Below are 26,190 nucleotides of genomic sequence, written 5' to 3' on the forward strand. Positions count from 1 at the left end.
CGACGCTTCGGGGAGCCAACCATACCGGTTTCGTCCACTGAGTACGGAGGGTAGTTGTAGTGGAACAGGAAGCTGTCGGTGCGCTCACCCATCAGCTCATCCAGGCTCTGCGCATCACGTGCCGTACCCAAGGTCGCCGTTACCAGCGCCTGAGTTTCACCACGGGTGAACAGAGAAGAACCGTGAGTACGCGGCAGTACGCCAGTGCGTACGTCCAGACCACGGATCATATCTTTTTCACGGCCGTCGATACGTGGCTCACCACGGATGATGCGGCTACGCACGACGCTCTTTTCGAGATCGTGAACGATGTCAGCGATTTCGCCAGCATCCAGCGTTTCATCTTCGGCCTGCAGCGCAGCGATGGTGGCATCTTTGACTACGCCAACCTGCGTGTAACGCTCCTGCTTATCAGTGATGCGGTAAGCATCAGCGATACCAGATTCTGCCAGTGCCGCAACACGTGCAATCAGTGCATCGTTTGCTGGCTCTGGCTGCCAATCCCAACGCGGTTTGCCTGCTTCAGCAACCAAGGCGTTGATGTTTTCAATCACAACCTGCTGCTGATCGTGGCCGAACACCACTGCACCCAGCATTTGATCTTCAGTCAGGATTTCAGCTTCTGATTCAACCATCAGAACCGCGTTCTGCGTACCAGCAACGACCAGGTCCAGGCGAGAGGTTTTGATCTCATCCGCGGTTGGGTTCAGTACGTACTGGTCATTGATGTAACCGACACGTGCCGCACCGATTGGGCCGTTGAATGGCAGGCCAGACAGCGCCAGCGCAGCAGACGCGCCAATCATCGCCACGATGTCTGGGTTAACCTGTGGGTTTACAGAAACAACGGTAGCAATAACCTGCACTTCGTTGATGAAACCTTCCGGGAACAGTGGACGCACTGGACGGTCAATCAGACGAGAAATCAGAGTTTCGCCTTCGCTTGGACGGCCTTCGCGACGGAAGAAGCTACCCGGGATACGACCAGCAGCGTAAGTACGCTCCTGATAGTTAACCGTCAACGGGAAGAAATCCTGACCTGGTTTAGTTTTTTTCTGGCCAACAACGGTAACGAATACCGCAGTGTCGTCCATGCTCGCCATAACTGCTGCAGTGGCCTGGCGTGCCATCATGCCGGTTTCCAGCGTGACGGTATGCTGACCATATTGGAATTTGCGTACGATCGGGTTCAGCAAAATTTAAGTCCTTAAATTCGAGGGGCAGAGCGCTTTTTGGCTCGCCGGGGTTTACCGATCTTTAGTTGCATCCTCGCGACTAATGACAATCTTCAACCGCTCATGCGGTAAAGCCTCTCATTAGCCGCGCGAAACGCTGCAAGCAAAGATCACTCTCAGCAACAATACATGAGTTTGGTACGGAATGCTGCGGATTGCTCGAAAAAAGGGGCCATAAAGGCCCCCTTTTCGCGAAACTCGCACAAATCTGATCGTCAGATGCGCTTTTCTGCATAGTGCATGTGCTACATCGTTGATCAGATTCTTCAGACTTAGCGACGCAGACCCAGGGTTTCGATCAGGCTGGTGTAACGTGCAACGTCTTTACGCTTCAGGTAGTCCAGCAGCTTACGACGCTGAGATACCATGCGCAGCAGACCGCGACGGCTGTGGTGGTCTTTTTTGTGCTCAGAGAAGTGACCCTGCAGGTGGTTAATCTGAGCAGTCAGCAGAGCAACCTGAACTTCAGTTGAACCGCTGTCGTTAGCACCACGACCGAATTTAGCAACGATCTCTGCTTTAGCTTCTACGCTTAGAGACATAATAAACTCCGAAATAATAAATGAATGGTTGGGTGCCGATCTCTAATTCAGCAGCCCGCTTTAAAAGCCGCGCTATTCTACTCTTCGCCTGATTGCAACGCAAATGCGCCGTTAGCTCAAACGTGAATGTGTTGATTAGGCGGGAAACTCGACCACCAGACGACGCGGCGCCACGCGCCCATCCTCAGCGATTTCTGCCATGCCGATAAATTTATGTTCTTCACCTTCGGTAACACGCACCAATCCCTGTTCAGGCGCATTCGCCACCTGCACCGGCATCCCCTGTTTGAAATAAGCGGCGACAGAGGGCAGCAAATTGACGATGGGGAACTCCTCCGCAGGGCTATCCATTGGCAGCAGCAGTGCATCCAGTGCACGGTAGTCTGGCGTTTCTGCTGCGTTGGCTTCAGCCGCCATCGCCTGCAACTGCTCAAAGGTGATCATGCGATCAATCGGATACTTTGCCACCTGCAAACGACGCAACATAATCACATGTGCGCCGCAGCCGAGCTTCTCGCCGAGGTCATCGATGATGGTGCGAATATAAGTGCCCTTGGAAACGTGAATTTCCAGCTCCAGCTCATCCCCTTCCCAGCGAATAAACTGCAGTTCAAACACGGTGATCGGTCGTGCTTCACGCGGTACGGTAATGCCTTCACGCGCGTATTCATACAGCTTGCGGCCCTGGTACTTCAACGCAGAGAACATGGTGGGTACTTGTAAGGTGTCACCACGGAAGCTCTCCAGCGCCGCATCAAGCTGGGCTTGATTGAAGGTCACCGGGCGCGTTTCGACGATATTGCCATCAGCGTCTGAGGTATCCGTACGCTCGCCGAGGCGGGCAATAACGCGATAGCGTTTATCGGAATCGAGCAGGAACTGCGAGAACTTCGTCGCTTCACCGAGGCAGATCGGCAGCATGCCTGTTGCCAGGGGATCAAGCGCACCCGTGTGACCCGCTTTGTTAGCATGGAACAGACGCTTCACTTTCTGCAGCACATCGTTCGAGGATGCGCCCTGATGCTTATCCAGCAAAAACACACCGTGGACGTCGCGACCGCGACGACGAGGACGACTCATTAGTCCTCCTTGTCATCTTCCGCCGGGCTTTCGCCACGACGCTCAACGTCACTTTTGATCACGTTGCTGACCAGGTTAGACATGCGCATCCCTTCGATCAGCGAGTTGTCATAGAAGAAGGTCAGTTCAGGTACGATACGCAGACGCATCGCTTTCCCCACCAGAATACGGATATAACCTGAGGCTTCTTTCAGCGCCTTCAGACCATTTTTTACCGCATCTTCATCCTGGTCATTCAAAAAGGTCACGAAGACTTTGGCATACGCCAGGTCGCGCGACACTTCTACGCCGGATACCGTTACCATCATGCCGAGGCGCGGGTCTTTAATTTCACGTTGCAGGATAATTGCGATTTCTTTCTGCAGTTCCTGAGATACGCGCTGTGGGCGGCCAAATTCTTTTGCCATTTTTTCTTTCTCCCAAATAATTCGGGAGGCCAGAGGCCTCCCAAATTGCAACACATCAAGTGATGATCAATCGATGGTGCGTTTAATTTCAATCACTTCAAAGACTTCGATCATGTCACCAACGCGAACGTCGTTGTAGTTCTTCACGCCGATACCACACTCCATGCCGTTACGCACTTCGTTGACATCGTCTTTAAAGCGACGCAGAGATTCCAGCTCGCCTTCGTAAATCACCACGTTGTCGCGCAGTACGCGAATCGGGTTGTGACGTTTGATGTTGCCTTCGGTGACCATACAGCCAGCAATGGCGCCAAATTTCGGTGACTTGAACACGTCACGCACTTCGGCCAGACCAATGATCTGCTGTTTGAATTCCGGTGCCAGCATGCCGCTCATGGCTGCTTTTACTTCGTCAATCAGATTATAGATAACGGAGTAGTAGCGCAGGTCCACGTTTTCAGCGTCAATCACGCGACGCGCAGAAGCGTCAGCACGGACGTTAAAGCCGAGGATGATGGCGTTGGAAGCCGCTGCCAGGGTCGCGTCGGTTTCGGTGATACCACCCACGCCCGAACCGATAATCTTCACCTTCACTTCGTCGGTGGAGAGTTTCAGCAGCGAGTCGGAGATCGCTTCCACCGAACCCTGTACGTCGGACTTCAGCACGATGTTCAGCTCGGACACTTCGCCTTCGGTCATGTTAGCGAACATGTTCTCCAACTTCGACTTCTGCTGACGCGCCAGTTTCACTTCGCGGAATTTGCCCTGACGATACAGTGCAACTTCACGTGCTTTCTTCTCATCACGCACAACAGTCGCTTCATCACCCGCTGCTGGCACACCAGACAGACCGAGGATTTCCACTGGAATGGATGGACCCGCTTCCAGCACTTCACGACCCAGTTCGTCACGCATCGCACGGACACGGCCGTATTCGAAGCCGCACAGTACGATATCGCCTTTGTTCAGCGTACCTTCACGCACCAGCACGGTCGCAACCGGGCCACGACCTTTGTCGAGGAAGGATTCGATGACCACGCCGCTCGCCATACCTTCACGAATGGCGGTCAGTTCCAGAACTTCAGCCTGCAGCAGAATCGCATTCAGCAGGTCATCAATACCGGTACCCGCTTTCGCAGAGACGTTAACGAACATGTTTTCACCGCCCCACTCTTCCGGAATGATTCCGTACTGGGTCAGTTCATTCTTCACGCGATCCGGGTCTGCTTCTGGCTTATCAATCTTGTTCACCGCAACCACAACCGGCACTTTGGCCGCTTTGGCGTGCTGGATGGCTTCGATAGTCTGTGGCATCACGCCGTCATCGGCAGCAACCACCAGAATAACGATATCCGTTGCCTGCGCACCACGTGCACGCATCGCGGTAAACGCGGCGTGGCCCGGGGTATCCAGGAAGGTTACCATACCGTTGTCAGTTTCAACGTGGTAAGCACCGATATGCTGTGTAATACCGCCAGCCTCGCCTGAAGCGACTTTGGTTGAGCGGATATAGTCCAGCAGCGAGGTTTTACCATGGTCAACGTGACCCATGATAGTGACCACCGGAGCGCGTGACTCCTGCGCTGCATCGGTATCACGATCGTCCATCACCGCTTCTTCCAGTTCGTTCTCGCGGCGCAGGATCACTTTGTGACCCATTTCTTCCGCAACCAACTGGGCTGTTTCCTGGTCGATGACTTGGTTAATGGTCGCCATTGCGCCCATTTTCATCATCGCTTTGATAACCAGTGAGCCTTTCACCGCCATTTTGTTTGCCAGCTCGGCAACAGTAATGGTTTCGCCGATGATCACATCACGGTTAACAGCCTGAACGGGTTTGTTGAAGCCCTGCTGCAGTGCGCTTGGCTTACGGTTTTTACCACCTTTACCACCACGGAACTGCGCACGCGCTTCTTCGCGATCAGTTTTCGCTTCAGAATGCTTGTTGCCTTTTTTGGCTGGGCGCGCTGCTTTGGTGGTACGCGCACGTCCACGTCCGCCTTCAACTTCGCGGTCGTTTTCGTCTTCAGCCTGACGGGCATGAGTGGAAGTGGTGACATGGTAGTCGCCTTTGTCTTCTTCCTCTGGTTTTTCCCATTCAGCTGATTTCTCTTCAGCCAGGCGGCGGGCTTCTTCTGCCACACGGCGAGCGTCTTCTTCCAGCTTACGGCGTGCTTCTTCTTCCGCTTTGCGTTTCAGATCAGCCGCTTCGGCTTCACGACGCGCCTTATCAGACTGCGCAGCCTTGGTTACTTCATCGGTAGGTTGATTAGTCACTTTCTCATTTTCCGCTGCTTCACGCTTGGCCTTTTCAGCGGCTTCGCGCTTGGCTTTATCTTCGGCTTCACGTTGCGCTTTTTGTTCAGCTTCGCGACGGGCTTGTTCTTCCGCCTCGCGACGCGCCTGCTCTTCCGCTTCACGCTGCGCCTCGGCTTCAGCTTCTGCCTGAGCTTGCTCAGACTCAGCATCACCTTTCACGTATGTGCGTTTTTTGCGGACTTCGATTTGCACCGACTTACTTTTACCCCCGGTGACGGGAATATTCAAGGTGCTGCGCGTTTTGCGCTGTAATGTCAGTTTACTTGAACCGGTCTGACCGTGCTCACGATTCAAATGGGACAGTAAGGTTTCTTTCTCTTGCTGGGACACCGCATCGTTTTCAGACTTGCGGATCCCTGCGTCAGCAAATTGCTGTACCAGGCGATCGACCGGAGTCTGAATTTCGGCGGCCAGCGATTTTACGGTTACATCTGTCATGCTGTTCCTTCCTGTTATTACGCGTCATCGCCGAACCAGCAGATATTACGTGCAGCCATAATCAGCGCACCGGCCTTCTCATCATCCAGCCCTTCAATATCTGTCAGATCGTCAACACCTTGCTCAGCGAGATCTTCCAGCGTGCAAACGCCTTTGGACGCCAGGCGATACGCCAGCGCACGATCCAGGCCCTCAAGATTCAGAAGATCCTCAGCGGGCTCCTGATTACCAAGGCTCTCTTCTTTCGCTAATGCCAGGGTGGTCAACGCATTTTTTGCTCGTTCACGCAGGGCTTCAATGGTCTCTTCGTCGAGGCCGTCGATTTCCAGCAACTCGTTGATTGGCACATAAGCCAATTCTTCCAGCGAAGAGAAGCCCTCTTCCACCAGTACGGTGGCGAACTCTTCGTCGATGTCGAGATGTTTGGTGAACATATCGATCGCTGCGTGGGCTTCAGCCTGATGCTTAGCCTGCAGATCATCGACGGTCATCACGTTCAGTTCCCAACCACTCAGTTGGGAAGCCAGACGCACGTTTTGGCCGTTACGGCCGATCGCCTGAGCCAGATTGCCGGCTTCAACAGCGATATCCATGGTGTGATTGTCTTCATCCACCACAATTGACGCCACATCGGCTGGCGCCATGGCGTTAATGACGAATTGTGCCGGGTTATCGTCCCACAGCACGATATCAATACGCTCGCCACCCAGCTCGCTTGATACAGCCTGGACACGCGCACCGCGCATACCCACACAAGCACCGACCGGATCAATACGTTTATCGTTGGTTTTCACCGCGATTTTAGCGCGTGAACCTGGATCGCGCGCTGCCGCTTTGATCTCGATAACTTCTTCACCGATTTCTGGCACCTCAATGCGGAACAGTTCGATCAGCATTTCTGGCTTAGAACGGGTGACAAACAGCTGTGCACCACGCGCTTCCGGACGAACAGCGTACAACACGCCGCGAATACGGTCGCCTGGGCGGAAGTTTTCACGTGGCAGCATATCTTCGCGTCCGATCACGGCTTCAGCATTGCTGCCCAGATCGAGTGAGATGCTGTCGCGGTTTACTTTCTTCACCACGCCGGTGATGATTTCACCTTCGTGTTGACGGAACTGATCAACCACCATCGCGCGCTCAGCTTCACGGACTTTCTGCACGATAACCTGTTTAGCGGTTTGGGTGGTGATACGGTCGAAGGTGACAGATTCGATCTGGTCTTCAACGTATTCGCCCAGATTGAACGCTTCGTCTTCAAAGCGGGCCGCATCCAGCGTAATTTCACGAGTCGGCTGTGTTACTTCTTCCACAATCTGCCAGCGACGGAAAGTATCGAAATCACCGCTGCGACGGTCAATGCTGACGCGCACTTCGATCTCTTGCTCATACTTCTTTTTAGTCGCAGTGGCCAAAGCGCTCTCAAGCGCCTCGAAGATTTTCTCACGTGGCAGGGCTTTTTCGTTAGAAACGGCTTCTACTACAGCTAAGATCTCTTTGTTCATCCTGGTTAGCCTCAATCCGGACTTTTAAAAGTGGGGGACCAGGTTCGCTTTCTGAATATTACTCAGCGCGAACACCTCATCGTTACCCTCAACGGTTACCGTGATCATCTCACCTTCCACGGATTTGATGATCCCCTGCCATTTACGGCGGTTCTGTACGGCCATACGCAGTGTCAAGCTCACCTCATCACCGGCGAAACGTGCATAGTGTTCAGCAGTGAAAAGAGGACGCTCGAGACCTGGCGAGGAGACTTCAAGGTTGTAAGCCACCGTAATGGGATCTTCCACATCCATTACCGCGCTGACCTGGTGGCTAACATCGGCACAATCATCAACATTGATACCATTCTCACTATCAATATAGATGCGCAAAGTCGATGTGCGACCGCGAACGAATTCGATACCGACCAATTCGTAGCCAAGCGCTTCTACTGGAGCGGTGATCAAATCAGTCAATTTTTGCTCTAATGTGGACAAGCCCACCCCCAAGACATAAAAAAAGGGCCTATAGCCCAGTATTGCGATTCCTGATAACAAAAAACCCCGAAAATTCGGGGCTTTTTATCACTGGACCCTGTACGCCGCAGAGCGGCATCGGCACACAATCCAAAAGAATTTTTTTCAAAAAAACACTGAGGATGCGTCCGTCGATGCATACAGTATATTTGAAAAAGAACTCTAAGGGAAAGTGGTTGCGGGGGCCGGATTTGAACCGACGACCTTCGGGTTATGAGCCCGACGAGCTACCAGGCTGCTCCACCCCGCGTCCGAAAACGTGGCGAATAATACGCCGACCTTGCTTAAAAAGCAAGTTTTACTGAGATTTGGTACCGAGGACGGGACTTGAACCCGTAAGCCCTTTCGAGCACTACCACCTCAAGGTAGCGTGTCTACCAATTTCACCACCTCGGTACTGCACTGACTGCGACGTTATGTTGCCGCTAAAGCATTGACGATGTTACTGCGGGATATCATTGCCCGGGGTTGCCGGTTTAGCTGGCTGAGTCTGCTGTTCAGACTGAGCTGGCGCAGTGAGGTTTTCCCACTCGCTTCCTTTAGAAGACTTGTTCGTGTTCAGATTGCCCAGAATCAAGCTGATGATGAAGAACAGGGTCGCCAGTACTGCAGTCATACGTGTCATGAAATTACCAGACCCGTTTGAACCGAACAGTGTACCAGAGGCGCCTGCACCGAATGAGGCTCCCATATCAGCGCCTTTGCCTTGCTGAAGCATGATCAGACCCACGAGGCCAATCGCAACAATAAGGAAAACAACTAACAGAGCTTCGTACATAATCAACCTGTTTCCTTGCGCGTTATCCGCACAGTTAAAGCTTCACCAATATTGACGGGGAGTATCGTCATCACCCATCAGAAGCGGGTGTGAATACTAACCAATGGGACATACCTCTGCAAGCGCAATTTTCACGAACTTTATTGATTGCGGAAAAAAGCGCCAGGATGGTGATTTAACAGGCGGAAAGTCGAAATCTCGCCGCCTGTTAACACGCTTAGACCGCTTTCACCGCATCAGCAATTTTATGCGCCAGCTCGGTGACTAAGGCTTCATCTTCACCCTCGACCATCACGCGAATCAGCGGCTCAGTGCCCGATTTACGCAACAGTACACGACCGCGCCCTGCTAGCGTTTTCTCCACTTCAGCGCTGACAGCCTTCACGCTCTCGGATTCAAGAGGATCATGACTGCCGCTGAAGCGTACATTCACCAGAATCTGCGGCAGCATTTTCATGCCACTGCACAAATCATGCAGACTCATGTGATTACGCACAATAGCAGTGAGTACTTGCAAACTTGCCACGATACCGTCGCCAGTGCTGATTTTATCCAACAGAATGACATGCCCGGAGTTTTCAGCCCCCATGCGCCAGCCCTTCTCCTGCATTTTTTCCAGCACGTAGCGGTCACCCACTTTGGCACGCGTGAAGGGAATGCCCAACTGTTTCAACGCCAGTTCCAGCCCCATATTACTCATCAACGTACCCACCACGCCGCCGCGCAGTTGTCCCTGACGCAAGGCTTCACGTGCAATGATGTAGAGAATCTGGTCACCATCGACCTTCATGCCCAGATGATCCACCATCATGATGCGATCACCATCGCCATCGTAAGCAAGGCCCAAATCGGCCTTCTCTTCCAGCACGCGCTGCTGCAGCATGCGGAGATCGGTTGCGCCGCACTCTTTGTTGATGTTCATGCCATCGGGCTGCACGCCAATCGCAATCACTTTGGCACCTAATTCACGCAGCACATTAGGCGCAATGTGATAGGTCGCACCGTTGGCGCAATCCACTACGATTTTCAGACCGTTAAGACTTAACTCGCTCGGGAATGTGCCTTTACAGAACTCGATATAACGACCAGCAGCATCAACGATACGGCTGGCGCGCCCCAACTCAGCGGACTCAACGCAGGTCAGTGGCTTCTCTAACTCAAGCTCGATGGCCTCTTCCACTTCATCCGGCAATTTAGTGCCTTCCGCAGAGAAGAACTTGATGCCGTTATCGTCGAAGGGGTTATGCGATGCAGAGATCACGATACCGGCTTCTGCACGGAAGGTACGCGTCAGATAGGCAATCGCGGGGGTTGGCATAGGCCCGGTAAAGGCCGCCGACAAACCAGCAGCAGCCAGGCCGGCTTCCAGTGCCGATTCCAGCATGTAGCCAGAAATACGCGTATCTTTACCAATTAATACCTTACGTGATCCAGAGCGCGCCAGAACCTTACCCGCAGCAAAACCCAGCTTTAGGACAAAATCAGGGGTAATCGGTGCTTCACCGACCTTGCCACGAATACCATCTGTACCGAAATATTTACGATTACTCATGCTTTATCCTTTTGCTCTCCGTGTCGCTTCAACAATACGCATCGCTTCGACAGTCTCTTTCACATCATGCACGCGAATAATTTGTGCGCCCTGCATAGCGGCAATCACCGCACAGCTCAGGCTGCCGGTCAAACGCTGCGTCGGACCGACATTTAACAGCTGGCCAATCATCGATTTGCGCGACATTCCGACCAATAGCGGTAAGCCAAAATGGTGGAAATGGCTGAGTTCAGCCAGCAGTTGATAATTGTGGTTGAGATTCTTACCGAAACCGAAGCCAGGGTCGAGCAACAGATTCTCTTTTTTAATGCCTGCCGCTTCGCAACGTGCAATCTGTGCCTGGAAGTAAGCGTCCACTTCACCCACGATATTCTGATATTCAGGTGCTTGCTGCATAGTGCGCGGTTCGCCCTGCATGTGCATCAGGCATACCGGCAGACCGGTCTCCGCTGCTGCTGCCAATGCACCCGGTTCTGACAGTGAACGAATATCATTAATGATGTGAGCACCCACTCGCGCCGATTCACGGATCACCTCTGGCTTTGAAGTATCAACCGAAATCCATACTTCAAAACGCTGGGCGATGGCTTCCACCACCGGAATCACGCGCGCTAACTCTTCATCTACGCTGACTTCATCGGCACCTGGCCGCGTAGATTCCCCGCCGACATCGATGATGGTTGCGCCCGCATTCACCATCTCATTGGTATGGGTCAGCGCATCCACCAATGTGTTGTGTGTTCCGCCATCAGAGAAGGAGTCCGGCGTGACATTCAAAATACCCATCACATGGGGAAACGACAGATCGAGATGGGAATCACGGGCGAACAACTTCATGGCGGGAATCTCCTTGGGAATCACGGTATCACTGAATGTAAAAAACCCCGGACCGGCCGGGGTTTTTGCTGAGGTTTGTGGCCTCTTATTTGTCGAGCTGTTCTGACATGGTGTTGCCAGGATTTGGCGTACGCGGTTCATCAACCGGACGTGGCGCCTTTGGCGTCCCATTGTTGTCCGATGAACTGCTGCTGCCTGAATCATCCCAACCTGCTGGTGGGCGAACTTCACGGCGAGCCATCAAGTCATCAATCTGTGGCGCATCAATGGTTTCATACTTCATCAGCGCGTCTTTCATCGCGTGAAGGATGTCCATATTCTCACCCAGCAGAACACGAGCACGCTGGTAGTTGCTGTCGATCAGGTGTTTAACTTCCTGGTCGATGATGCGTGCTGTTTCATCTGACATGTGTTTCGCCTTAGCCACAGAGCGGCCGAGGAACACTTCGCCTTCTTCTTCAGCATACAGCAACGGACCTAACTTCTCGTTGAAGCCCCACTGCGTCACCATGTTGCGCGCCAGGTTAGTGGCGACTTTAATGTCGTTAGATGCACCGGTAGAAACGTGTTCTGCGCCGTAGATGATCTCTTCCGCCAGACGACCGCCGTACAGCGTTGAGATCTGGCTTTCAAGTTTCTGGCGGCTGGCGCTAATCGCGTCACCTTCTGGCAAGAAGAAGGTCACACCCAGCGCACGTCCACGCGGGATAATTGTCACTTTATGCACCGGATCGTGTTCCGGTACCAGACGACCAATAATCGCATGGCCCGCTTCGTGGTAAGCGGTGGATTCTTTCTGCGCTTCCGTCATCACCATGGAGCGACGTTCTGCACCCATCATGATTTTGTCTTTCGCTTTCTCGAACTCAACCATCGAGACCACACGCTTGTTGCCACGTGCAGCAAACAGTGCCGCTTCGTTAACAAGGTTAGCGAGGTCAGCACCCGAGAAGCCCGGCGTACCACGTGCGATGATCGCTGCATCGATGTCAGTGGCCAGCGGCACACGACGCATATGCACTTTCAGAATCTGTTCACGACCGCGGACATCTGGCAGACCGACCACAACCTGGCGGTCAAAACGACCTGGGCGCAGCAGCGCGGGGTCAAGTACGTCTGGACGGTTAGTGGCGGCGATAACGATGATGCCTTCATTACCTTCGAAGCCATCCATCTCAACCAGCATCTGGTTCAGCGTCTGCTCACGTTCATCATGACCACCGCCTAAACCGGCGCCACGTTGACGGCCTACAGCATCGATTTCATCGATAAAGATGATGCACGGCGCGGCTTTCTTCGCCTGCTCGAACATGTCACGCACACGAGATGCACCGACACCCACGAACATTTCAACAAAGTCAGAACCGGAGATAGTGAAGAACGGTACTTTTGCTTCGCCAGCAATCGCTTTAGCCAGCAAGGTTTTACCGGTACCCGGAGGGCCGACCATCAGGACGCCTTTCGGGATCTTACCACCCAGTTTCTGGAAGCGGCTTGGCTCGCGCAGATATTCAACCAGTTCACCCACTTCTTCTTTTGCTTCATCGCAACCTGCGACATCAGCAAACGTGGTCTTGATCTGGTCTTCGGTCAACATGCGGGCTTTACTCTTGCCAAAGGACATCGCGCCTTTGCCACCGCCGCCCTGCATCTGACGCATAAAGAAGATCCAAACGCCAATCAACAGCAGCATTGGGAACCAGGAGATGAAGATGGAAGCCAGCAGGCTTGGCTCTTCTGGTGGTTCGCCAATCACTTTGACGTTTTTGGTCAAGAGGTTATCAAGCAACTTTGGATCGTTGACAGGAATGTAAGTCGTATATTTATTACTGTCTTTTTTGACAACGTTAATCTCACGCCCGTTAATACGTGCCTCGCGGACCTGATCCTGGTTCACTTCCGACAGGAAGGTTGAATAATCAACCCTACGGCCATTCGACTCGCTGGGCCCAAAGCTCTGGAAGACAGACATCAGCACGACCGCGATGACTAACCAGAGAATCAGGTTTTTCGCCATGTCACTCAAGGGATTAACCTCATATTACAACGGTGTTAACAGACAGCGTAGGGTACTATATATCCTTCAGACCTGGAATCGCGGCGCTGATGATTTTACTGCTTTTCACTGAAACTCAGAATTACACATCAGAGTAAACGCAGTTCGCCTTGCTTTGAATCCGGTACCGAGAGCTATAGTTTGCGCCCTGTCGCCACAATGTACACTTCACGCGAACGTAAACGAGAAGCGTCTGGCTTACGAATTTTCACTTTCGTAAATAGGGAGCGAATTTCCCGCAGGTATTCCTCGAAGCCATCTCCCTGAAACACTTTCACTACAAAACTGCCGCCAGGCGCCAGGATATCCCGACACATTTCCAGCGCCAACTCTACCAAATACATCGATCGTGGAATATCAACCGCAGGTGTACCACTCATGTTCGGCGCCATGTCAGACATAACAACTTGCACCTTTTGATCACCTACTCGCTCCAGCAATGCGTTCAGCACTGCCTCTTCACGAAAGTCGCCCTGTAAAAAATCGACACCGACGATCGGGTCCATGGGAAGCAAGTCACAGGCAATAATACGACCGTTCGATCCAATCTGTTGTACCGCATATTGCGACCAACCGCCGGGCGCAGCACCCAGATCTACCACTGTCATGCCGGGTTTGAAAAGCTTGTCACCCTGCTGAATTTCGTCCAGTTTAAACCAGGCGCGCGAACGCAACCCCTTTTTCTGTGCCTGCAACACATATTTATCGCTAAAGTGTTCCTGTAGCCAGCGACTGGAACTGGCCGAACGCTTTTTACCCGTCATAATTTTTCCAATTAAATCTTCATCGTAGCGATAAATCAGTACGCAATGAGTCGCGTTGATTTGGCGATATACCCGAGATGGCGGTAGAATGAACCGTTTTCAATCCCTGAGTAAGTAAAAAATACGATGAATCTGAGTACCAAACAAAAACAGCACCTGAAAGGCCTTGCCCATCCACTGAAGCCCGTTGTTATGCTGGGCGGTAATGGCTTGACCGAAGGCGTGCTCGCCGAAATCGAACTGGCGCTCGAGCATCACGAATTGATCAAGGTGAAAATTGCCTCTGAAGATCGTGAAACCAAGCAGCTGATCGTTGACGCTATCGTACGTGAAACAAAAGCTTGTAACGTACAGGTCATCGGCAACACGCTGGTGCTGTATCGCCCTGCAAAAGAGCGCAAAATTACTCTGCCACGTTAATGAAGCCGTTAAGGCTGCCATGACGGGCAGAGAAAGTGCCATGCTCCTGCATGGGATAAAAGGCCGCTATGCGGCCTTTTTCCTTTCTTTACAATATGCGGCTACACATTTCAAAGCGTAGCAATATCTTAAAGGTATTCCACCTTTAACACTTCATATTCCACATCGCCGCCCGGTGTCTTCACAATCGCAACGTCGTCTGCTTCTTTTCCAATCAAACCACGCGCCATCGGCGAGTTCACTGAAATCAGGTTTTGTTTGAAGTCAGCTTCATCATCACCCACGATGCGGTAAGTGAATTCTTCGTCCGTATCCACATTCAAAATGGTCACGGTAGCACCAAAAATCACGCGGCCGGTTTTCGGCATCGTCGTGATATCAATCACCTGAGCGTTGGAGAGTTTGGCTTCAATCTCCTGAATACGGCCTTCGCAAAAACCCTGTTCTTCACGGGCAGCGTGGTATTCGGCATTTTCTTTTAGATCGCCATGCTCACGGGCTTCGGCAATAGAGGCGATGATGCGCGGACGCTTCACGGTTTTCAGTTCGTTCAGCTCTTCACGCAGGCTCTCAGCGCCTTTCAACGTCATCGGAATCTGATTCATTTTGGCTCCTCGTCATCTATCCTGGTTAACGGCGTCATCCTGACCGGTGACAGCAGAAAACAGCTTCTGCGGCGCGTTACCTCTTTTCACAAGCAAAAGAAGCCTGACCCGGAAAGCTTTCCGGGTCAGGTTCGGTTTTGCATTTTGATACGTATTTTACCCCAGAGTTCCCTGTGGGTCATCGTTTACTTTGCACCGCCTCGGGACGTAGTATTGACGCCTTCACCCGTCAGTTACCGCGAGATTATGCGATTTTCACGACTTGTTACCGGATTAACCTGTGCGTTTATGCTGCAGGCACAAGCAGCCCCCGTTGAAGAATACATGCAGTATTTGCCAGACGGCGCAAACCTGGCGCTGATGGTACAAAAAGTGGGCGCATCAACCCCGATAATCGACTATCACGGCAAACAGATGGCATTGCCGGCCAGTACCATGAAGGTGATTACCGCGCTGGCGGCCCTGCTGGAACTCGGTCCGGACTTCCGTTTTCAAACCACGATGGAAACCAAGGGTGCAGTCAGCGATGGCACGCTCAATGGCGACTTAGTGGCGCGCTTTGGTGGCGATCCGACGCTGAGCCGTCAGGATCTGCGCAACATGGTGGCGGCCCTGAAAAAGCAGGGCATTACGCATATCAAAGGCAATCTGGTGATCGACACGTCCGTGTTCGCCAGCCACGATATGGCACCCGGCTGGCCGTGGAATGACCTGACGCAGTGCTTCAGCGCCCCGCCTGGGGCGGCCATTGTCGACAAAAACTGCTTCTCAGTCTCGCTCTATAGCGCCACCACGCCGGGCGAAAACGCCTTTGTGCGCATTGCGTCCTATTATCCGGCACATATGTTCAGTCAGGTGCGTACCATTGGCCGCAACAGTGGTGATGGGCAATATTGCGAACTGGATGTGGTGCCAGGCGAACTGAACCGCTACACGCTGACCGGCTGCATGCGCCAACGCGCCGAACCCTTGCCGCTGGCGTTTGCGGTGCAAGATGGTGCCGCCTGGGCGGGCGAAATCCTCAAGGCCGAACTGCGTGCCGCGGATATCGATTACAGCGGCCATTTAGTGCGTCAGACGCAGGTTACCTCACCGGGAACCGTGCTCGCGTCGACGCAATCCGCGCCGCTGCACAATCTGCTGCACACCATGCTGAAGAAATCGGACAACATGATTGCGGATACGGTGTTCCGCACCATCGGCCATCACTATTTCAACGTACCCGGCACGTTCCGCGCCGGTTCTGATGCGGTACGCCGCATACTGCGTGAAAAAGCGGGCGTCGATCTCGGCAACAGCATTCAGGTCGATGGTTCAGGCTTGTCGCGTCACGATTTGATTGCGCCAGATACCATGATGCAGGTACTGCAATACATCGCGAAAAATGACTCAACGTTAAATTACATCTCTATGCTGCCGCTGGCAGGATACGATGGCACGTTGCAATATCGTGGTGGCCTGCATGAAGCCGGATTAGATGGCAAAGTGTCAGCAAAAACCGGTTCGCTGCAGGGCGTTTATAATCTGGCTGGATTTATTACCACTTCCAGCGGTGCACGTGTCGCCTTTGTGCAGTATCTTTCTGGTTATGCGGTGCCGCCTGAAGATCAGAAAACGCGGCGCATTCCTCTGGTACGCTTTGAAAGCCGCCTCTACTCGGATATCAACAAAAACAACTGATGAAATTGCTGATCGTTGAAGATGACTCGCTGTTGCAATCGGGCCTGGCTCAGGCCCTTAGCGCACAAGGATATGCTGTTGACTGCGCGAGTACTGCTGCAGAGAGTAATGCTTTCTTACGCAGTGGGCAGTACAGCCTGATCGTTCTGGATCTGGGTTTACCGGATCGCGATGGTGCCACGTTGCTGCGTCAGTGGCGGCGCGATGGCATCAACGTACCGGTGTTGATCCTGACGGCGCGTGATGCACTGGAGGATCGCGTGGATGGCCTGGATGCCGGTGCCGACGATTATCTGGTCAAACCCTTCGCGCTGGTAGAACTGCAGGCACGCGTGCGTGCACTGATTCGTCGTTTTCAGGGCCACAGCGATAATTTGCTGCAACAAGGTGATCTCACCCTCAATCTCAGTTCGCAGCAGGTTTTGCTGGAAGAGCGTCCACTGGAAATTACCCCAAAAGAGTTCGCACTGCTGACGCGCCTGTTAATGCGTGTCGGTCAGAACGTCCATCGCGAAACGCTGCAGCAGGATCTCTATAGCTGGAATGACGATCCCGGATCTAACACCTTAGAAGTTCATATCCACAATCTGCGCCGTAAGCTCGGAAAAGATCGTATCAAAACCGTGCGTGGCGTCGGCTACCGCCTGGAAGTGCGCGAATGAACAGCATGCGTCAGCGGTTACTGATTATGCTGGCGCTGATTCTCCTCACCTGCCAGGTGATGAGCGCCATCTGGTTATGGCATGAGAGTCGCGAACAGATCAGTTTCCTGGTCAACGAAACGCTGTCTGCTCAGGCGCGTAACGACCGCGTCGAGAATGAGATCCGTGAAGCCATCGCTTCACTGCTGTTGCCTTCACTGGTGATGATCGCTCTGACGCTGCTGCTGTCATTCTGGGCGATTAACTGGATCATTCGTCCATTACGATCCCTGCAGGATAGCCTCGCCCATCGCTCCGCCGATAATCTCACCCCGCTGCCGGTTTATTCAGAAATGGATGAAATCGTAGCCGTGACCACCTCCATTAATCAGCTATTTTCGCGGCTCGACCACACGCTACAACAGGAACGCCTCTTCACCGCCGATGCCGCGCATGAATTGCGTACCCCTTTGGCCGGTTTACGTCTGCATCTTGAACTTCTGCACCAGCAGAACGTGCCGCAGAGTGAGATGCTGATTGAACGTATCGACCAGTTGATGCACACCGTGGAGCAACTACTGATGCTGTCGCGTGCCGGCCAGGCGCTGGCGGGTGGCCACTATCAACAGCTGCAGTGGCAAAAAGACATCATGCAGCCGCTGCAGCCAGAAATGGCCGAACTTTATGCACAGCGACAGCAAACACTGCAGTGGCCGAACGGCAAAGATATTCCGCAACAGGGTGAAGCCGTGTTGCTGCGCCTGATGCTGCGTAATCTGCTGGAAAACGCCTCACGCTACAGCCCGGAAGGCAGTGAAGTGAAGGTGAAAATGCAGCAGGACAAGCAGCAGGTGATTATCGAGGTGTGGGATCAGGGGCCGGGCATTGAGGCCGATGCGGCAGAAGAACTGACGCAAGCCTTCCGCCGTCGCGATCAGCGCTACGGTGGCAGCGGATTAGGTCTGAACATTGTGCTGCGCATTGTACAGATGCACCGTGGCAGGCTGGAGCTGGTCAACCGTAAAGATAGCAGCGGGCTGATTGCTCGCTGCTATTTACCGCATCAACTGCTTTAGAAGTGAGTGTTGAGGCTCATGTAGTAAGTACGGCCTGATTCGTTATAAGTATTGGCACCCGCACCGTACAGGTAGGCACCTGTTGTGGCGTTACCGGTGGTTTGCGCATTACCTTCGCGGAAGTGACGTTTATCAAACAGGTTGTCGATACCCAGGGTGACGCTGGCGTACTTATTCACATCGTAAGTCCCGCTCAGGCCAATGATGGAGTAAGGACTCACTTTATCGGCCGCGCTACCCGTCACCGGTTGACCTTTATAGTCATACTTTTTCGGTGTCTGCGTGCCGTACCAGGTCAGGGTGGTTTGCAGCGACAGATCCTGCGTTGCCTGCCAGCTCAGCGTCGAGTTCAGAGTGTATTCCGGGATGATCGACAGACGATCGCCGGTTTCCTTGTTCTTACTCTGCAGCATGTAGGTGAAGTTGTTGTTCCAGCTCACGCTATCCGAGAACGGCACATTCACCGTACCTTCCAGCCCTTCCACCACCGCTTTCGGTACGTTTTCCCACTTGTAGATATCCGTGGTGCCGTTTGAGGCTTTACCGACGGCTGCGTAACCCGCTTCAATCTTGTTGCGGTAATCGTTACGGAACCAGGTCAGACCCGCCTGATAGCCTTCGTGTTTCCACTCCAGTCCAATCTCTTTGTTGAAACTGTTTTCGGCTTTCAGGTCTGGGTTACCTTGCAGATAACAGGCACCGGTGCTGGCAGCACAGCCCTGACCGTTGCTGTACAGCAGGTAGTTCGGGTTAGTCTGGTACAGGCTTGGCGCTTTATAAGCCAGGCCCGCCCCCATCTTCAGTGTGAAGTCATCACCCAAACCTTGCGACAGGTTCAGAGACGGGCTCCAGTTGTTACCCACAATCGAGTGATGATCGAAACGCAGACTCGGCGTCAGCATGGTGCTGTCGGTCAGTTCCATGTTGTCTTCAGCGAACAGCGAGAAGATTTCCGCCTGCGAATACGGGCTACGACCGGTATTCGACACGCCAGGTACAGAACCGTAGTTAGCCGCCTGAGTGGTTGAAGAGGGATCCTTCATGCTCTGCTGGTTCCATTCGGCGCCCAGCGTTGCCGTCTGATTAATCAGCCACTCAAACGGAATGCTCACTTCGCTATGCAGCAAAATATCGTCTAACTGAATGGTGTTGAAACCATCGTTAGAGAAGATACCTTCCGTACCGCCCGCCAGACCTTCATTGATACGGGTGTTACGGGTTTTCTCATAGCGCGCATAGGTATTGGTGCTGACACCGTTATCCCAGGCACCGGTCCATTTCAACGAAATATTCTGGCGATACAGGCGGTTAGTTTCATCGCCATAGAGGCTTTTCACCAGCGCACTGGTGTTGGTGTTCTGCGTATCGCCTGCGTAAAGGTTGCCTTGACGGCTGTAACCCGCTTGCAACTCCAGGGTTTGCATCGGAGCAAACGCCCAGCTCAGTAACGCATTGATATCTTTATTGACCGAGCCTTCACGACCCGAAGGATAACTGCCCGCATACGTACCGGTACGCGCTGCCGCATGGCCTTCGTTGATGTCATAAGCATCGGCCTGGGTTTTCGCTAAGCCACCGTACAAGCGGAAGTTGAAGTCATCACCCAGCGGCCCTTCGAGGCTAAAGTTAGTGCGTTTGGTCGCGCCTTCCGATTTGTGTTCCGGCGCATTGAAGTAGGTATTCCACGAACCGTGCCACTGCTGATCGGTATATTTCTTGGTGATAATGTTAACCACACCGCCTGCTGCGCCGTTACCGTAACGCACCGCGGCCGGGCCACGAATCACATCAATGCGTTCGATCATTTCTGGCGGCACCCAGTTGGTATCACCGCGCGTATCACGCTCACCACGCCAGCCCAGGCGTACGGAGTTGCGGCTGGTGATTGGCATACCATCCACCATAATCAGGGTGTTTTCCGGGCCCATGCCGCGAATATCGATCTGGCGATTGTTACCGCGCTGGCCACTGGTGGAGTTACCGGTCAGGTTAACGCCCGGCATGGTGCGAATAATTTCAGAGACATCACGTGCAGGCGGATGCTTTTTAATTTCATCTGCAGTGATGGTGGAAACGCCGGGTGCCTGCAGGTTTTGCTGCTGGGCGGTCACCATCAACGTGCCGCCGTTCATCGATTCGGCGTCGGTAGTGGATTGGCTGCTGGTCGTCTTGCTGGAAGTGTCTGCTGCCCAGGCGCTGCCGGAGAGCAGTGAGGCGCTCAGCCCCAGTTCAATCAAAATAGCTAATGATAATCGTGAGTAACGCGTCATTGTTTTTCATTCCTGGATGGCCAGTAAAATGCCGTTGGATTCTTAACTGGCGAGCCGGTGAGAATATCCCTGTCCTTATCGCGCCCAGTTCCAGACCTGGCAGTGCCATCCGTTGCGTAACCTTCCAGGAAGGAAAGAGTCAGGCGGAACGAGCGTGCTCTTTTGAGCGGAAACACCCTATTGCAAATGCAAATAGTTATCAATAGTATTAATTATTAATCTTATGTAAATCTTTCCCTACACAGTGACTGGCAGCCCCTATGACCTGGCGAAATGATGTAACCGGTAGCGAAGCCTGGTGGCAGGAGCAACAAACTCAGGGTATTCCGCGAATTGACCCTCAGCAGGATGGCACCTGCCTGGTGACCTTCTTCTGGCGCGATCCCCAAGGCAGCGAAAAAACGTCAGCGACTCAGCGTGTATGGATCAACATCACTGGCGTGACCGATCACCACCAGAAACGTCCACCTCAGTCATTGGTGCGCGTAACGGGTACCGATGTGTGGTACTGGCAAACTGCGCTGCCATCAAACTGGCGCGGCAGCTACTGCCTGATGCCCGATGAGCAGGCAACCGACTTTAGCGGTGAAGCGGACATGTATGCCTTGCGAAACTGGTGGCGTGACAAATTCCCCACGGCGAAGGCCGATCCCCTGAATACACTGCGCGGCTGGGCCGGTGGGCGTGGCATGGGCGTTTCGCCGCTGCATCTCCCGCAGGCCCCTGACCAGCAAATCTGGCAAGCCGTGGATGATGGCAGCGCATCGGCTGTTTCTTTGCAACAATATCAGTGGGATAGCGCGTTACTAAGTAACAGTCGCAAAGTGTGGATTTATGCCACCGGCGAATCCGATAACGCGCAACGTCCACTGGCCATTCTGCTGGATGGGCAGTTCTGGGCGAATCAAATGCCGATTGCCGGGCCATTGCAGCAACTTACTGACGCAGGGAAACTCCCACCTGCCGTTTATCTGTTTATTGACATCATCGATCGTGAACACCGTAGTCGTGAACTGCCCTGTAATCCGCAGTTCTGGCAAGCCGTGCAGCAGGAGTTACTGCCGCAGGTGGCGCAATGGGCACCCTATCGCCAACAGGCAGACAGCACGCTGGTGGCTGGACAAAGTTTCGGCGGGCTGTCATCGGTGTTTGCCGCGCTGCATTTCCCGGAGACGTTTGGCAATGCGCTGAGCCTCTCTGGATCATTCTGGTGGCCCGAACGTGGCAACCCATACGGCTGGCTGTTGCAGGCGCTGGATAGCGGACTGGCTCCGAAACAGCCGCTGCGTTTCTGGCTGGAGGCGGGTAAACGTGAAGGCCTGATTCTGCAAGCCAATCAACAATTAGAACAAAAACTTACCGCTGCCGGCTATCAGGTGAATTACCTGCCGGTGGAGGGCGGCCATGACGCGCTATGCTGGCGCGGTGGTCTGCTCGACGGTCTGCAAGCCCTGTGGCGCAATCCGACTTAACTTCATCACGCAGGACGCAAACCGGAGCACAGATGTCTGAATCTCTGATGAACAAAACCATGACCGACCAACACACCTTGCCCTTAGTGGCAGCCCAGCCCGGCATCTGGATTGCCGACCAGCTGACCCAGCACCACAATGCTTATGCGGTGGCACACTTTGTCGAATTACGCGGCGCGATTAACAGCGACCTGCTGGCGCAGGCCATCATGGCTGGCATGCAGGAAGCCGATACGCTGAATATGGCGTTTGCCGAAGTCGAGGGCGAAGCACTGCAGTGGCTGCAACCGCAGACGTTCAGTGCGCCAAACATCATTGATTTGCGCGCTGAACCCGATGCGGCCACCAAAGCCCGCGCGTTAATGCGTGAAGACATGAACGGTGATTTACGCGTACTGAGCGGTGCACCTTTATGGCATCACACGCTGTATCGCATTGGCGATCAGCACTGGTTCTGGTATCAGCGTTATCACCATTTAGTGGTGGATGGTTTCAGCTTTACCGCCATCACTCGCCGTATTGCTAACCTTTACACTGCCGCCGTGCAGCAGCAAGAGGCCGAGCCAACCCCGTTCATCCCATTTAGCGAAGTCGTCGAAGAGTACCAGCGTTATCAGGAATCCTCTTCATTCACGCGCGATGGTGATTTCTGGCGCGAGAAAGGCGCAGTGCTGCCCTCACCGGCTTCGCTGTCACCGCTGCCACTGGCTGGACAAAGCGCGACCACCGATCTGCTGCGCCACAGCGTGACGCTTGACCGCAGCACCTTCCAGACCCTGGTGAATCAGCATCCACAATCCAGCGCTGCTGACCTGGCCTTTGCGCTGGTGGCGCTGTGGCTGGCGCGACTCAGCGGACAAAATGATTTCGCCGCTGGATTCATCTTTATGCGCCGCATCGGATCCGCCGCGCTGTGTGCCACCGGTCCGGTGATCAACGTGCTGCCGATGGCCGTGCATTACGATCCCACCCAGCCGCTGAGTGCGCTGGCTGCCCAGCTGGCAGGTGAAGTGAAGAGAATGCGCCGCCACCAGCGTTATGACGCGGAACAGGTGCAGCGCGATCTCGGACGTTTGGGCGATGGTGACCCGCTGTACGGTCCGGTGATCAACCTGAAGATGTTTGACTATCAACTCGATTTTGCTGGCGTTGAAGGCATAACCCATCAGCTGGCATCAGGCCCGGTGCGCGATCTGGAAATCGCTATCTACATCAGCGAACAGGGTGAACTGACGCTGGAGTTGCTGGCGAATGCGGAGCGCTATAGCGAATCGACGCTGATTCGCCACGCCAGCCGTTTTGCTTTGCTGCTGGATCAGCTGGCGGAGCAACCGCAGCGCGCGTTGGGTGAACTGGATCTGCTAACCGCAGAAGAGCACGTACAAATTGCCGGTATCAACCAGACCGCGCACCCTGTTCCGGCAGAAACGCTGGCCTCACTGTTGGCGCAACAGGCCGCGCGTACGCCTGATGCCCCAGCGCTGGCTGATGCGACGCACCAGTTAAGCTACCGTGAGATGCAGCATCAGTTGTATGCTCTGGCAGCGGATCTTAGTGCAGCGGGCGTCCAGCGCGGCGATATCGTCGCAGTGGCATTGCCACGTTCAGTGCAGCTCTCACTGGCACTGCAGGCGATTGTGTCGCTCGGCGCGGCCTATCTGCCGCTCGATACCGGCTACCCCGACGAACGTTTGCAGCTAATGCTGGAAGATGCCGCCCCCAAAACGCTGATCACCTCAGTGGAATTGAGCGCCCGCTTTAGCGCTATCGATTCTGTTAAGCAGCTGCACTTTGATGCGCTCTATACCGCGCCAGACGCGCCACCACCCGCCAGCGAGCCGACACCACAGGATGGCGCTTACATCATCTACACCTCAGGATCTACCGGGCGTCCGAAAGGCGTATTGGTCGGTCATGAAGCGATCGTCAACCGCCTATTGTGGATGCAGGATCGCTATCCGCTGCAAGCCGACGACGTGGTATTGCAGAAAACCCCAAGCAGTTTCGATGTATCCGTATGGGAATTCTTCTGGCCGCTGCTGGTAGGCGCGCAACTGGTGATGGCACCGCCGGAAGCGCACCGCGATCCTGAAGCTCTTCAGCAGTTGTTTGCGCGTTACAAAGTGACTACCACGCACTTCGTCCCTTCGATGCTGGCCGCCTTTGTCGCGGCGCTGGACAGTGCGCCAGCGATTGCCTGCTGTGGCAGCTTGCGTAACGTCTTCTGTAGCGGTGAAGCACTGCCGACCGATCTGTCGCGTGAATGGGAAAAACTGACGCAGGTACCACTGCACAACCTGTACGGCCCGACCGAAGCGGCAGTGGATGTCAGCTGGTATCCGGCGTTTGGCGAAGCTTTGGCAGCCGTTGAAGGGGCCAGCGTGCCGATTGGTTTCCCGGTGTGGAATACCGGACTTCGCATTCTTGATGCGCGTATGCAGCCGGTGCCGCCTGGTGTGGCGGGCGATCTTTACTTAACCGGCGTACAGCTGGCACACGGCTATCTTGGCCGCCCGGATCTGACCGCCAGCCGCTTTATCGCCGATCCTTTTGCCGCTGGCGAGCGCATGTATCTGACCGGGGACGTGGCGCGCTGGCTGGATAACGGCGCGGTGGAATACCTCGGACGCAGCGACGATCAGCTGAAGATCCGTGGCCAGCGTATCGAACTTAACGAAATCGATCATGTGATGAGCGCACAGCCCGGTATTGAGCAGGCAGTCACGCACGCGGTGGTACTCTGCGGTGCCGCTGCACAAGGCGGTGACGCGCGTCAGCTGGTGGGTTACGTCGTCGCAGAGCACGTTGTCGATGGCGACGCGCTGCGTGATGCGCTGGCGCAGCGCCTGCCTGCACATATGGTGCCGGTGGCGATTGTGCAACTGGATGCCTTCCCGCTGAGCAGCAATGGTAAATTGGATCGCAAAGCTTTACCGCTGCCAAAAAATGCAGCTGACAGCGTGGGCCGTGAACCGCATCCCGGTCTGGAAACCAAATTGGCGCAGGCTTTCTGCCAGTTGCTGGCGCGTGACACCATCAGCGCCCAGGATGATTTCTTCGCCCTCGGTGGACACTCACTGCTGGCAATGCGCTTAGCTGCCCAGCTGCGCCGCGAACTGCAACAGCCGGTTTCGGTGGGGCAGATTATGGTGGCTTCAACGGTGGAAAAACTCGCCCGGTTGCTGAGCGATACTCAATCGCATCAGCAGGCAGGTTTTGAAGCCGTTCTGCCGCTGCGTCAGGGCAACGGTCCGACACTGTTCTGCTTCCATCCGGCGTCGGGTTTTGCCTGGCAGTTCAGTATTCTGCAGCGCTATCTCGATCAGCGCTGGTCGCTGGTGGGGATTCAGTCGCCGGATACCCAGAGCCCGCTGAACCAAAGCGCGCATCTCGATGAAGTGTGTGATGCGCATCTGCAAACCTTACGTAACGTGCAGCCGCACGGTCCGTACTTTTTCCTCGGTTATTCGCTGGGCGGCACGCTGGCGCAAGGTATTGCGGCACGACTGGAAGCGGCAGGTGAAGAGGTAGCCTTCCTCGGCCTGCTCGATACCTGGCCGCCGGAAACGCAGAACTGGGATGAAAAGCGTGGCGAGAATGTGCTGGATCCGGCGGTGCTGGAAGAGGTGAATCGCGAGCGCGAACAGTTTATCGCTGCCCAGCGCCATCAGGCGGGCGAAGAGATGCGCGCGATGTTCGATACCATCGAAGCCAACTACGCCAGTTCGGTGCGTCTGCTGGCCACCGCGCGCAGTGCGCGTTTCAACGGTCACGCCACACTGTTCCTCGCGGAGCAGACGCAGCAGCCCGATCAGGATGCGCGTCGCGCCTGGGCACCGTATGTCGGTGAGTTAGAGGTTTGGCCGATGGATTGTGCACACGTGGAGATTATTTCTCCGCAGATGTTTGAGCAGATTGGCCCGCTGTTGCAGCGGATATTAGGCTAACGTCAGCCGATTTCCGGGAGGTCGAGGGGCCTCCCGGCGATAACTGATCT

General features: G+C 54.3%; 20 protein-coding genes and 2 tRNA genes. 6 read left to right on the top strand and 16 right to left on the bottom strand.

Features of this window, described 5'->3' with window-relative positions; genetic code table 11:
• The 14 genes from pnp to rlmE all read right to left on the bottom strand — a co-directional run.
• The coding region (gene pnp / locus H7A81_RS13805) for a polyribonucleotide nucleotidyltransferase (protein ID WP_182057788.1) at positions 1-1,196 on the bottom strand (1,196 nt) is incomplete at its 3' end.
• A 311-nt stretch (positions 1,197-1,507) separates the two neighbouring features.
• Positions 1,508-1,777, bottom strand: a complete 270-nt coding sequence (rpsO, locus tag H7A81_RS13810; protein WP_034826514.1) for a 30S ribosomal protein S15 — start codon at positions 1,775-1,777, stop codon at positions 1,508-1,510.
• A 135-nt stretch (positions 1,778-1,912) separates the two neighbouring features.
• Positions 1,913-2,857, bottom strand: coding sequence for a tRNA pseudouridine(55) synthase TruB (truB, locus tag H7A81_RS13815; RefSeq protein ID WP_058959446.1), 945 nt, complete (start codon positions 2,855-2,857; stop codon positions 1,913-1,915).
• Entirely contained in the window at positions 2,857-3,264 is a 408-nt protein-coding gene (rbfA, locus tag H7A81_RS13820; RefSeq protein ID WP_034826517.1) for a 30S ribosome-binding factor RbfA, read from the bottom strand. The genes truB and rbfA overlap by 1 nt, the downstream gene beginning before the upstream one ends.
• Positions 3,265-3,330: 66 nt before the next feature.
• Positions 3,331-6,021 (bottom strand): translation initiation factor IF-2, encoded by a 2,691-nt coding sequence (gene infB, locus H7A81_RS13825; protein ID WP_034826524.1) that lies wholly within the window; start codon positions 6,019-6,021, stop codon positions 3,331-3,333.
• Between the two features lie 17 nt (positions 6,022-6,038).
• Positions 6,039-7,526, bottom strand: coding sequence for a transcription termination factor NusA (gene nusA / locus H7A81_RS13830; protein WP_034826526.1), 1,488 nt, complete (start codon positions 7,524-7,526; stop codon positions 6,039-6,041).
• 24 nt (positions 7,527-7,550) lie between these two features.
• Positions 7,551-8,003, bottom strand: a complete 453-nt coding sequence (gene rimP / locus H7A81_RS13835; RefSeq protein WP_034826528.1) for a ribosome maturation factor RimP — start codon at positions 8,001-8,003, stop codon at positions 7,551-7,553.
• Between the two features lie 212 nt (positions 8,004-8,215).
• A tRNA-Met gene (locus H7A81_RS13840) sits at positions 8,216-8,292 on the bottom strand.
• Between the two features lie 59 nt (positions 8,293-8,351).
• Positions 8,352-8,438 (bottom strand) — tRNA-Leu (locus H7A81_RS13845).
• Positions 8,439-8,484: 46 nt separating this feature from the next.
• Entirely contained in the window at positions 8,485-8,820 is a 336-nt protein-coding gene (gene secG, locus H7A81_RS13850) for a preprotein translocase subunit SecG (RefSeq protein ID WP_034826531.1), read from the bottom strand.
• Positions 8,821-9,037: 217 nt separating this feature from the next.
• On the bottom strand, positions 9,038-10,372 hold the full coding sequence (gene glmM, locus H7A81_RS13855) for a phosphoglucosamine mutase (protein ID WP_034826534.1): 1,335 nt from the start codon (positions 10,370-10,372) through the stop codon (positions 9,038-9,040).
• A 3-nt stretch (positions 10,373-10,375) separates the two neighbouring features.
• Positions 10,376-11,209: a dihydropteroate synthase gene (gene folP, locus H7A81_RS13860; RefSeq protein ID WP_097118206.1), complete on the bottom strand. Its 834-nt coding sequence runs from the start codon at positions 11,207-11,209 to the stop codon at positions 10,376-10,378.
• 85 nt (positions 11,210-11,294) lie between these two features.
• A complete protein-coding gene (ftsH, locus tag H7A81_RS13865; protein WP_034826538.1) occupies positions 11,295-13,226 on the bottom strand; it encodes an ATP-dependent zinc metalloprotease FtsH in 1,932 nt (643 codons plus the stop codon).
• Positions 13,227-13,399: 173 nt separating this feature from the next.
• A complete protein-coding gene (gene rlmE / locus H7A81_RS13870) occupies positions 13,400-14,029 on the bottom strand; it encodes a 23S rRNA (uridine(2552)-2'-O)-methyltransferase RlmE (protein ID WP_034826540.1) in 630 nt (209 codons plus the stop codon).
• 126 nt (positions 14,030-14,155) lie between these two features.
• On the opposite strand from rlmE, the gene yhbY reads away from it, so the two are divergent.
• Positions 14,156-14,449: a ribosome assembly RNA-binding protein YhbY gene (yhbY, locus tag H7A81_RS13875; protein ID WP_034826542.1), complete on the top strand. Its 294-nt coding sequence runs from the start codon at positions 14,156-14,158 to the stop codon at positions 14,447-14,449.
• Positions 14,450-14,577: 128 nt separating this feature from the next.
• Here yhbY and greA read toward each other — a convergent pair whose 3' ends face one another.
• Positions 14,578-15,054 carry a transcription elongation factor GreA gene (greA, locus tag H7A81_RS13880; protein WP_034826545.1) on the bottom strand — a complete coding sequence of 159 codons (477 nt, stop codon included), beginning with the start codon at positions 15,052-15,054 and terminating at the stop codon, positions 14,578-14,580.
• 246 nt (positions 15,055-15,300) lie between these two features.
• Here greA and dacB point away from each other — a divergent pair, with 246 nt between their 5' ends.
• The 3 genes from dacB to pmrB are packed head-to-tail and all read left to right on the top strand — an operon-like array spanning position 15,301 to position 18,451.
• Positions 15,301-16,734 carry a serine-type D-Ala-D-Ala carboxypeptidase gene (dacB, locus tag H7A81_RS13885; RefSeq protein WP_058959462.1) on the top strand — a complete coding sequence of 478 codons (1,434 nt, stop codon included), beginning with the start codon at positions 15,301-15,303 and terminating at the stop codon, positions 16,732-16,734.
• A complete protein-coding gene (gene pmrA / locus H7A81_RS13890; protein ID WP_182057789.1) occupies positions 16,734-17,396 on the top strand; it encodes a two-component system response regulator PmrA in 663 nt (220 codons plus the stop codon). The genes dacB and pmrA overlap by 1 nt, the downstream gene beginning before the upstream one ends.
• Complete coding sequence (gene pmrB, locus H7A81_RS13895) at positions 17,393-18,451, top strand: two-component system sensor histidine kinase PmrB (protein ID WP_182057790.1); 1,059 nt, start codon at positions 17,393-17,395, stop codon at positions 18,449-18,451. Before pmrA ends, pmrB begins: the two co-directional genes overlap by 4 nt.
• On the opposite strand, the gene H7A81_RS13900 is transcribed toward pmrB, so the two are convergent.
• Positions 18,448-20,721, bottom strand: coding sequence for a TonB-dependent siderophore receptor (locus H7A81_RS13900; protein ID WP_182057791.1), 2,274 nt, complete (start codon positions 20,719-20,721; stop codon positions 18,448-18,450). The genes pmrB and H7A81_RS13900 overlap by 4 nt on opposite strands.
• Before the next feature lie 260 nt (positions 20,722-20,981).
• On the opposite strand from H7A81_RS13900, the gene fes reads away from it, so the two are divergent.
• Positions 20,982-22,193 (top strand): enterochelin esterase, encoded by a 1,212-nt coding sequence (fes, locus tag H7A81_RS13905; RefSeq protein WP_182057792.1) that lies wholly within the window; start codon positions 20,982-20,984, stop codon positions 22,191-22,193.
• Between the two features lie 32 nt (positions 22,194-22,225).
• Positions 22,226-26,140, top strand: a complete 3,915-nt coding sequence (locus H7A81_RS13910) for an enterobactin synthase subunit F (RefSeq protein WP_182057793.1) — start codon at positions 22,226-22,228, stop codon at positions 26,138-26,140.
• Positions 26,141-26,190 lie beyond the last annotated feature (50 nt).

This window comes from Pantoea sp. ME81 (assembly GCF_903970985.1).
GTDB classification, from domain to species: Bacteria; Pseudomonadota; Gammaproteobacteria; order Enterobacterales; family Enterobacteriaceae; genus Pantoea; species Pantoea communis.

Coding starts and splice junctions, on each gene's coding strand:
- rpsO (WP_034826514.1), bottom strand. CDS start 1,777: ATGTCTCTAAGCGTAGAAGCTAAAGCAGAGATCGTTGCTAAATTCGGT.
- truB (WP_058959446.1), bottom strand. CDS start 2,857: ATGAGTCGTCCTCGTCGTCGCGGTCGCGACGTCCACGGTGTGTTTTTG.
- rbfA (WP_034826517.1), bottom strand. CDS start 3,264: ATGGCAAAAGAATTTGGCCGCCCACAGCGCGTATCTCAGGAACTGCAG.
- infB (WP_034826524.1), bottom strand. CDS start 6,021: ATGACAGATGTAACCGTAAAATCGCTGGCCGCCGAAATTCAGACTCCG.
- nusA (WP_034826526.1), bottom strand. CDS start 7,526: ATGAACAAAGAGATCTTAGCTGTAGTAGAAGCCGTTTCTAACGAAAAA.
- secG (WP_034826531.1), bottom strand. CDS start 8,820: ATGTACGAAGCTCTGTTAGTTGTTTTCCTTATTGTTGCGATTGGCCTC.
- glmM (WP_034826534.1), bottom strand. CDS start 10,372: ATGAGTAATCGTAAATATTTCGGTACAGATGGTATTCGTGGCAAGGTC.
- folP (WP_097118206.1), bottom strand. CDS start 11,209: ATGAAGTTGTTCGCCCGTGATTCCCATCTCGATCTGTCGTTTCCCCAT.
- ftsH (WP_034826538.1), bottom strand. CDS start 13,226: ATGGCGAAAAACCTGATTCTCTGGTTAGTCATCGCGGTCGTGCTGATG.
- rlmE (WP_034826540.1), bottom strand. CDS start 14,029: ATGACGGGTAAAAAGCGTTCGGCCAGTTCCAGTCGCTGGCTACAGGAA.
- yhbY (WP_034826542.1), top strand. CDS start 14,156: ATGAATCTGAGTACCAAACAAAAACAGCACCTGAAAGGCCTTGCCCAT.
- greA (WP_034826545.1), bottom strand. CDS start 15,054: ATGAATCAGATTCCGATGACGTTGAAAGGCGCTGAGAGCCTGCGTGAA.
- dacB (WP_058959462.1), top strand. CDS start 15,301: ATGCGATTTTCACGACTTGTTACCGGATTAACCTGTGCGTTTATGCTG.
- pmrA (WP_182057789.1), top strand. CDS start 16,734: ATGAAATTGCTGATCGTTGAAGATGACTCGCTGTTGCAATCGGGCCTG.
- pmrB (WP_182057790.1), top strand. CDS start 17,393: ATGAACAGCATGCGTCAGCGGTTACTGATTATGCTGGCGCTGATTCTC.
- H7A81_RS13900 (WP_182057791.1), bottom strand. CDS start 20,721: ATGACGCGTTACTCACGATTATCATTAGCTATTTTGATTGAACTGGGG.
- fes (WP_182057792.1), top strand. CDS start 20,982: ATGACCTGGCGAAATGATGTAACCGGTAGCGAAGCCTGGTGGCAGGAG.
- H7A81_RS13910 (WP_182057793.1), top strand. CDS start 22,226: ATGTCTGAATCTCTGATGAACAAAACCATGACCGACCAACACACCTTG.